Source organism: Streptomyces durocortorensis (assembly GCF_016901035.1).
Classification (GTDB): domain Bacteria; phylum Actinomycetota; class Actinomycetes; order Streptomycetales; family Streptomycetaceae; genus Streptomyces; species Streptomyces durocortorensis.
This window is the reverse complement of the sequence record NZ_JAFEUF010000001.1, coordinates 44,354-51,935: the sequence shown is the minus strand read 5'-3', so window position 1 is coordinate 51,935 and position 7,582 is coordinate 44,354. Positions and strand designations below refer to the sequence as shown.

6 protein-coding genes and 1 tRNA gene are annotated in these 7,582 nt (G+C 67.4%); 2 read left to right on the top strand and 5 right to left on the bottom strand.

All coding sequences use genetic code 11. The features are described 5' to 3' along the window. Positions 1-998 precede the first annotated feature (998 nt). The 3 genes from JS521_RS00200 to JS521_RS00190 all read right to left on the bottom strand — a co-directional run bounded on the left by JS521_RS00200 (position 999) and on the right by JS521_RS00190 (position 3,097). Entirely contained in the window at positions 999-1,337 is a 339-nt protein-coding gene (locus tag JS521_RS00200) for a hypothetical protein (protein ID WP_012379837.1), read from the bottom strand. A 911-nt stretch (positions 1,338-2,248) separates the two neighbouring features. Beyond that, positions 2,249-2,322: transfer RNA gene (locus tag JS521_RS00195), tRNA-Pro, on the bottom strand. Positions 2,323-2,350: 28 nt separating this feature from the next. Continuing rightward, positions 2,351-3,097 carry a Pr6Pr family membrane protein gene (locus tag JS521_RS00190; RefSeq protein ID WP_205080678.1) on the bottom strand — a complete coding sequence of 249 codons (747 nt, stop codon included), beginning with the start codon at positions 3,095-3,097 and terminating at the stop codon, positions 2,351-2,353. Between the two features lie 149 nt (positions 3,098-3,246). Here JS521_RS00190 and JS521_RS00185 point away from each other — a divergent pair, with 149 nt between their 5' ends. After that, complete coding sequence (locus tag JS521_RS00185; RefSeq protein WP_205080677.1) at positions 3,247-4,644, top strand: IS4 family transposase; 1,398 nt, start codon at positions 3,247-3,249, stop codon at positions 4,642-4,644. Here the strand turns inward: JS521_RS00185 and JS521_RS00180 are convergent. Further along, a complete protein-coding gene (locus tag JS521_RS00180) occupies positions 4,634-5,434 on the bottom strand; it encodes a DUF6461 domain-containing protein (protein WP_205080676.1) in 801 nt (266 codons plus the stop codon). The two genes, JS521_RS00185 and JS521_RS00180, sit on opposite strands and share 11 nt — an antisense overlap. A gap of 483 nt (positions 5,435-5,917) precedes the next feature. After that, positions 5,918-6,856 carry a metallophosphoesterase gene (locus JS521_RS00175; protein ID WP_205080675.1) on the bottom strand — a complete coding sequence of 313 codons (939 nt, stop codon included), beginning with the start codon at positions 6,854-6,856 and terminating at the stop codon, positions 5,918-5,920. A 132-nt stretch (positions 6,857-6,988) separates the two neighbouring features. On the opposite strand from JS521_RS00175, the gene JS521_RS00170 reads away from it, so the two are divergent. Further along, positions 6,989-7,453: a GatB/YqeY domain-containing protein gene (locus tag JS521_RS00170; RefSeq protein WP_018514200.1), complete on the top strand. Its 465-nt coding sequence runs from the start codon at positions 6,989-6,991 to the stop codon at positions 7,451-7,453. Positions 7,454-7,582: the final 129 nt, after the last annotated feature.

The following is a 7,582-nucleotide window of genomic DNA, read 5'->3' as shown; positions in this document are numbered from 1 at the left end:
TGAGCACCCCCGCCCCGCTCTACCCTCGTGCCTTCCACATATATCAAACTATCCTTCGATATTTCTCCGTCCTGCTCCATTAGCCGGCGGTCCGCCCCCGCCCCCCCCCCCCCCCCCCGGGCCGCTATGTCAAGATTTCTTGTGCGATATCCTCATCTGCCCAAGGCAGCTCAAGGGGGAGCCAGGTCGGCCTGTAACTCACGTGTGGGTAGCACCGATGTTGATAAGCGGCGTAAGCCCCGAGTTTTGCGGGTGTCAGGAGTAGCTCCACCTCAGCAGCAGGGCAGGGGAGAGCCATCAGTGCAGGTGATTCCGGAGGCAGCGGTTCCAAAACCGGACCGTCCGTCGTGAGGCGGTACCACGTAATCCCCTGACTGGTATGGATGACGGCCAGCCCTGAAGGGCGTCCGGCGAGCCGAGTGCACAGCCACCTGAGCATGCGCTGTTCGGCCTGCTGCGAGTGTTGCTTGGGCATGTGGGCGATGAGAGGTTTGGGGAACTCATCCAGCGCCTCGGCGAATCGCCTGGCGCACTGCTGGCCAAGCGCTTGCGCTGCTCTCACGTTGACAGACCTCGTACGGGCGCCATACTTGCCGTTGACGATCCTGCTTGGATGTGGTATCGGCTCTGTCGTGGCAATTCGTAGACGGTCACCGAGAAGAGTGATCCATCTATGTCGGTACCACGGAACCTCTGAGCCCATCAGTTCAAGCACGCATATGGTCCGAAGTGGCAGCCGTCCGGAGGTACCGACGATGAAAATGGGTTCGTCACGCGGGATGCGTATCTCGTCAGCGTTGCTCATCTGTGACTCCTGACGGTGCCGTTGCCTAAGAGGCTAGGTGTTGTGGCGTCACCAAGGTTGCCTGTGACGCCTGTTGAGACCACCATACGGGCCAGTCGCGAGCACACGAGGTCACTTTTTAGCTCAGGAAACATAGATACGCTTGTTGCTGTACGCGGCATGTGGGGGTTGTACGTGGCGCTTGTACGTCCCTTCAGCTCAGGTTGCTCTTGGCTTTGGGGTAGTTGTCAAACACTTGGGGGAGAGGATTCATCCCGAGCTTGTCCAGATGCGCCAAGGCGGCGGCGACATCCGCGACTTCGCCCAGAACGCTGTCGCGCTGGATGACCCATACGAACTCATTCTCAGAAGTCGGCAGCGTTCGCGGCAGCGTGGAGAGCCCGAGCCTGTCGAACTCCTCACCGATCTGTGCACACAACTCCGCGCTCAGCCGGGCTCGTTCCGGTGCAGCGTGCTTCTTGATGAAGTGCATGGAGAGGCGCTTGATGCCGTGGTCGACCTCGACCGCGTGCTTGATAATTGTGAAGTCCATAACTATGTAGCTTACTGAGTTAATAATGGAGTTGGGAAGTCCTGATGTGGAACCGTGTCGGTGGAAGGGGCAGTCCGGGGACGACCCTCCGGTGACACGGAATGTAGGTCAGCGTGAGCGGGCATGATCAGCGTGAGGCGCCCATTGCCATCAGCGCCATGCTGCTCATCCACGGCTCGACAACTGCCCGAGTAGTGCGCTCCCCGACGCTGAACCCTCACTCGCGCGGCGTGCCGGGCCTTGGACTATGTGGTCAACGCTCTCGCGGTGCTCCGATGAGACGAGTACCTGAGCGACGTAGGGATCGTCGCGTCTGGTTCGACGAGATCGCCGGCGTGGAGGGTAAAGGCATGCGCGCTGCTGTCTTCGACCGCTGCGTCGAATTCTTCGGTGACGGCCCCATGCTCTGGTCCTACGAGCGAGACGCCGCCCGATGGGGGCAGCCCCACCGGCCATCGCGTGGATGTCGTCAAGACTGCGCTGCGCGTCCGCGCCCTGCAGGTGGGGGCGCCACGCCCTCCATGTCCAGCGTTCCTGCCGCGAGCTCACCTACACGGTCCCCTGTGACTGATGCCAGTCGGCGCTACGCCATGCGGATCAGCTACCGGCGCCGACAGTGACCACGGGTAACGGTCGCCGCCCCGCCTTTCAGCCTGCCGCGAATCACGGTGGCTGTGGTGCGCTGGGCTGACAGCGGACACGCCCGCGCGGCCACCGGCCTACAGGGTGCCAGGGGCGAGGGCGGCCGTGCTTTGAGCGCTCAGCGCGGCCTTGTAGGGGATTCTGCGGAGTAGCCGTTTGGGAGCCGGGTTCCGAGACCGGCTCCCAAATGGCTCCCAAGACGTCCCCAGAAACGAGTCAGGGGCCTGATCCACTAAGTGGATCAGCCCCCTGACCTGCTATTTCAGCTGTCGGGGTGGCGGGATTTGAACCCACGACCTCTTCGTCCCGAACGAAGCGCGCTGCCAAGCTGCGCTACACCCCGATGTCCACCGGACTCCCGGCGACATCGATTACTTTAGCCCACCGGCGGCCGGAGGCGAAATCCGGTTTCCTCGGTGCTGGATCCACCCCGTCACGTTCGGCCGGAGGTGGTCCATGGCGGTGATCAGGGCGCCCAGGGCCGCGAAGAGGAGGCCGAGGGCGAGGGCCTGGGTGAGGGTGCCGGCGTAGCCGTACGTGTCGACGTCGAGGAAGGGGTACGGGTAGCGGGCCGGGGAGCCGGGGGAGAGCAGGGCTCCGCGGGTCAGGATGAGGCCCAGGTAGGCCGCAGGGGCCGACAGCCACAGCGGGATGTGGGCCAGGCGCAGGGTCCGGGGAGCGGTCAGCAGGAGCCAGTCGGCGGCGACGGCCAGAGGGGTCACCGTGTGGAGCAGGAGGCTCGCCGAGGGGGATCCGCCGGTTCCGGTGTCCGAGGAGCCGCCGTAGTTCACCAGCACCAGGTGGTGCATCAGGCCGGTGATCGCGGCGAGGAGGAGCACCGCGCCGGTCAGGTACGGCGGGAGTGGCGGAGCGCCGCGCCACGAACGTACCGCTGACCAGCCGAAAGCCACCGCCACCAGCACGCTGGCCAGGACCGTGAAGTGGATCAGCGGTGGTGGGGCGTACCCGGTCGCCAGGGCGACGACCGGGCCCGCGACCGCTGCTCCGCATGCCAGCGTGCGCAGGGCCGCGGCCCAGGGGCGGCGGGGGTCGGTGGGGTCTCGGAGCACCTCTGCCGCCCGGGGGCGGGGGAGCAGGGCCGTCCGGGGCGCGGTCATGATTCGTACCGTAAGCGGGTGGGAAGACGCCCGCGATTCGTCGGTCGCTGCCCGCTGCCGCCCCGGGGGCCTACGCCGCCCAATGCAGTTGCTTTTGAGCTGAGGAGATCGTTGCCCCGCGTGTGACGGGGTGGGGTGCGGGCCAGCGGGTGCGGATCGGGATCCTGACGAAGGTGTTCACCGCCGAGTTGGTGGACGCGGCAATAGCCAAGCACGACCGAGCCGAGCGGCGCCGTCGTCTCCTGCCGGCTCGGCTGGTCGTGTACTTCGTCCTGGCCCTGTGTCTGTTCGCCCGGGAGTCGTACGAGGAGGTGCTGCGGGTGCTGACCAGCGGCATCCCGGGCAGCCGGGCCCTTTTGCGGGTGAACCGGTCGTCGTTGTGTCGGGCTCGCACGCGGCTCGGGGAGGACGTGCTACAGACCGTGTTCCGCCAGGTGGCCGGCCCGCTCGCCACCAGGGACACGCCAGGCGCATGGTGGCGAGATCTGCGGCTCCTCGCCTTGGACGGCACCCAGTTCGATCTTCCGGATTCGACGAGCAACGGCGACACCTTCGACGGCCCCTCCACCACCGGCGGCGTCCCCTTCAGCTTCCCCCAGGTCAGAGCGGTGGTCCTCGCAGAGATCGGAACGCACGGAGTCCTCGATGCCCGCCTCGGCGGCTACCGCGACGGCGAGCGCAGCCTCGCCTACTCGTTGGCCGGCTCCACCGGTCCCGGCGACCTGGTCATCGCCGACCGCGGCTTCTGGTCGGTCGAGTTCGCTCACGTCTCCACCGCGGCGGGCGCAGATCTGCTGGTCAGGCTCCAGTCCAACCACCTCGGCACCGCCCAGGAAGAACTTCCGGACGGCTCGTACCTGTCGATGGCACGACCGGGCAAGGAAGTCCGACTCCGAGCCGCGCGAGAGAGCCGAACGCTACCCAAGCACGTGATCTACCGGGTCATCACCTTCGCCAAGGGCGACAAGGTCGCCTACCTGGGCACGACGCTGCTGGACCCCGAGCAGTACCCGGCCGCCGAGCTGGTCGCGCTCTACCGGGAACGCTGGGAGATCGAGCTCGCCTTCGACGAGATCAAGAACCACCTCGGCCCGGGCGGGCCGATCAGGTCGCGCACACCGGAAGGCGTCCGACAGGAACTGTGGGCCTACCTCGCGGTCCACCACGAGATCCGCCAGTTCGCCCACGCGACGGCGCTTGTCCGTCCGGTCGTGGACGCCGACCGTGTCTCCTACCTGAAGTGCGTACGCATCGTCCGCCGCAGCGTCCCTTCCCAACTCGGAGCGACCGCCACCAAACTCACCCGTTCCTTTGCCGAGGCCGAATGGGAGGCACGTGCACGCCTCCTGCCGGCCCGGCGTAGCCGGGACTGCCCACGTGCGATCAAGAAGCCGAACCGCTGGCCCGTCCTGAGGACCCGGGCCAGACGGGACACGGTCCAGCCCGGCCGCTGGGCCCACAACCAGACCACGAAGCTGAAGAGCAACCGCCGGGCCGGAAGACCGGTTCTCAGGGGAACCCCAGCCCCGTTACCGCCTAAGGAGTAGGTGACGAGGGACCGAGAATCACGATCGGTTCCTCGGCTTGGGCCCGGGCGAGGGCAGTGGCGGCCTCCACCTCCTCGCGGGTGACCTCTTTGTAGAACCGTTCCCCGTCCGCGCCTGTGACGTCGATGACCACCTTGGTCCACTCCGCGGCGGGCGCCTCCGGAACGTGTCCGAGGTGGTACTCGGCATTTTTGAGAAGTTCCTCTGTGAGCCGTACGCCCGTCAGACGCTCGGTGAGGGCAAGCACCGCCGCCTTGGTATCGGTGCCCGGGCCTGTGTCGTCCTCGTCCTCGGTCAGGGCGAAGCCGATCTCACGCATCATCGGGACCAGCTCGTCCGGGGTGCTGCCATACCTGTTCGTGGGCCATTCGAAGCCGGTCCGCAGCTCACCGTCCTCAAACCAGTCGAAAAGGTCGATCGGCGCGCCCCCGTTGGTGGAATGCGACACGGCTCGCCCGTTCTGCGACAGGGACGGCATGAACCGTGACATCCCCACGCCCCCGTTGAAGTCGAAGACGAGCGTCCACTCGCCGTCTGTGCCCGGCACGGTGAAAGCGCCCGCGGTGAAGGAGTCGTCCCAGTAATCCGTCGCAGCGCGATGCTTCAGATGCTCCTCGACCAGAGCGTCCAGTCCCTCACCCGTGCCCTTCGGCTCGGCCTCCATCAGACGCAGTACGTCGGTTGGAGTGGTCCCGTAGACGAGGGCCAGGCCGTATCCGCCCGTCATTGCGTCGCCGAACATCCGGGAGGAGCGTATCCAGGCGTAATCCCGCGCAGTCACCAAAGTCATGCACAGCAGTCTGCCTCCCAGCACTGACAGGCTTGCAGCCCGAGGCACCCACGACGGAACCAAGGGCCGCAGCGCTTCGGGGGTGCGGGCTCAGGTCAGCCGATCCAGTCTCGGAATCGGGCGTGTGATGGTCCGCATGTGCCGTCGGCCAAGGCGTCCTCGTAAGCCTGCCGGGCTACGGTTTCCCTCTCTTCCGCCGAAGTGCTGGCGGACATGAGGGATCCTGAGCCGACTGCGTAGGTCGTGCATCGTGGATAGACCGGCTGAACGGCGTACCACCCGAAGGCGACGACGGCAGCCAGCACAGCCAGGGTGATGAAGCGGCGTCTGGGTGCGTGGAAGAACGGATTGATCACCTATGGATGGTACGGAGCGTGCCTGACCTACTGGCCCGCGCCCTACTCCGTGACAGACGGGGCACTGCCCCGCAACTCAAAAGCAACTGCATTGGCCTACGCCGCCCCGCAGGCCGCCGCCCCCGGCTCAGCCCTTCGGGGTCAGTGTCAGCAGGGTCGCCTCGGGCGGGCAGGCGAAGCGGACCGGGGTGTAGCGGTTGGTTCCGCAGCCTGCCGAGACGTGGAGGTAGGCGCGCTGGTCGCCGACCGTGTGGCTGGAGAGGCCCTTCACCCGGTCCGTGTCCAGGTCGCAGTTGGTGACCAGTGCCCCGTAGAACGGGATGCAGAGCTGGCCGCCGTGCGTGTGGCCCGCGAGGATCAAGGGGTAGCCGTCGGCCGTGAAGGCGTCCAGGGAGCGGATGTACGGGGCGTGGACCACGCCGATGGAGAGGTCGGCGCCGGTTTCCGGGCCGCCCTGGACCTCGGCGTAACGGTCCCGCTTGATGTGCGGGTCGTCCAGGCCGGTGAACGCCAGCTCCATGCCCTCCAGCTTCAGCCGGCCCCGGGTGTTCGACAGGTTCAGCCAGCCCGCCTCGTCGAAGGCGTCGCGCATCGGCTCCCACGGGTTGTGGACGACGCCGACCGCCGGAGCGTTGCCGTTGAGGCCGTGCTTGCCCTGGACCTTCTCCAGGAGGTAGCGGGCCGGGTTGCGGAGCTTGGGGCCGTAGTAGTCGTTGGAGCCGAAGACGTACACCCCCGGGAACTCCATCAGCGGGCCGAGCGCGTCCAGCACCTCGGGCACGGCCTCCGGGTCGGAGAGGTTGTCGCCCGTGTTGACGACGAAGTCGGGGCGCAGGCCCGCCAGCGACTGGAGCCAGGCGCGCTTCTTGCGCTGACCGCACACCATGTGGATGTCGGAGACCTGGAGCACGCGCAACGGACGTGCCCCGTGCGGCAGTACGGGAACGGTGATCCGTCGCAGGCGGAACGAGCGGGCCTCGAATCCGGCGGCGTAGGCCAGTCCGGCGGCGCCGACCGCCGCGCCGACTGCCGTGACTTTCAGGGGTACTCCGTAGCGTGCGCGCATACGCCCATCGTCGCAGAAGCGGAACGTCCGGAGAAAAGCCGAGAGGAAAACCGGTGAGGTCGGCGGGAGAACCGGTGGGGCGGCCGGAAAACCGGTGGGCGGCCCGGCCCCCGTACCTGTCACAATCACGGCATGACCACGCTCAAGTCCAAGCTCAAGGAAGACCTCCACACGGCCATGAAGGCGCGTGACGAGCTGACCTCGTCCACCCTTCGGCTCACCCTCACCGCGATCACCAAGGAAGAGGTCAGCGGCAAGTCGGCGCGCGAGCTCTCCGACGACGAGGTGCAGAAGGTGATCGCCAAGGAGGCGAAGAAGCGTCGTGAGGCGGCCGAGGCCTTCGCCCAGGGCGGGCGGACCGAGCAGGCCGAGCGGGAGAAGGCGGAGGGCGAGCTGCTCGACGGCTACCTGCCCAAGCAGCTCTCCGACGACGAGCTGAACGCGATCGTGGCGTCCGCCGTCGAGGAGGCGAAGGCCGCCGGCGCCGAGGGGCCGCGCGCGATGGGCGCCGTCATGAAGATCGTCAACCCGAAGGTCGCCGGGCTCGCCGAGGGCGGCCGGGTCGCCGCCGCGGTGAAGAAGCTCCTCGCCGGCTAGAGGCGACGCCGAGCGGAGAAGAAGAGCAGAAGAAAGGGGTGGGGGGGGGGCCCGGGGGGCCCCCCCCCGGCCCCCCCCCCCCCCCCCCCGGGGGGCCCCCCCCCCCGCGGGGGCGGGGGGGCGGCGGGC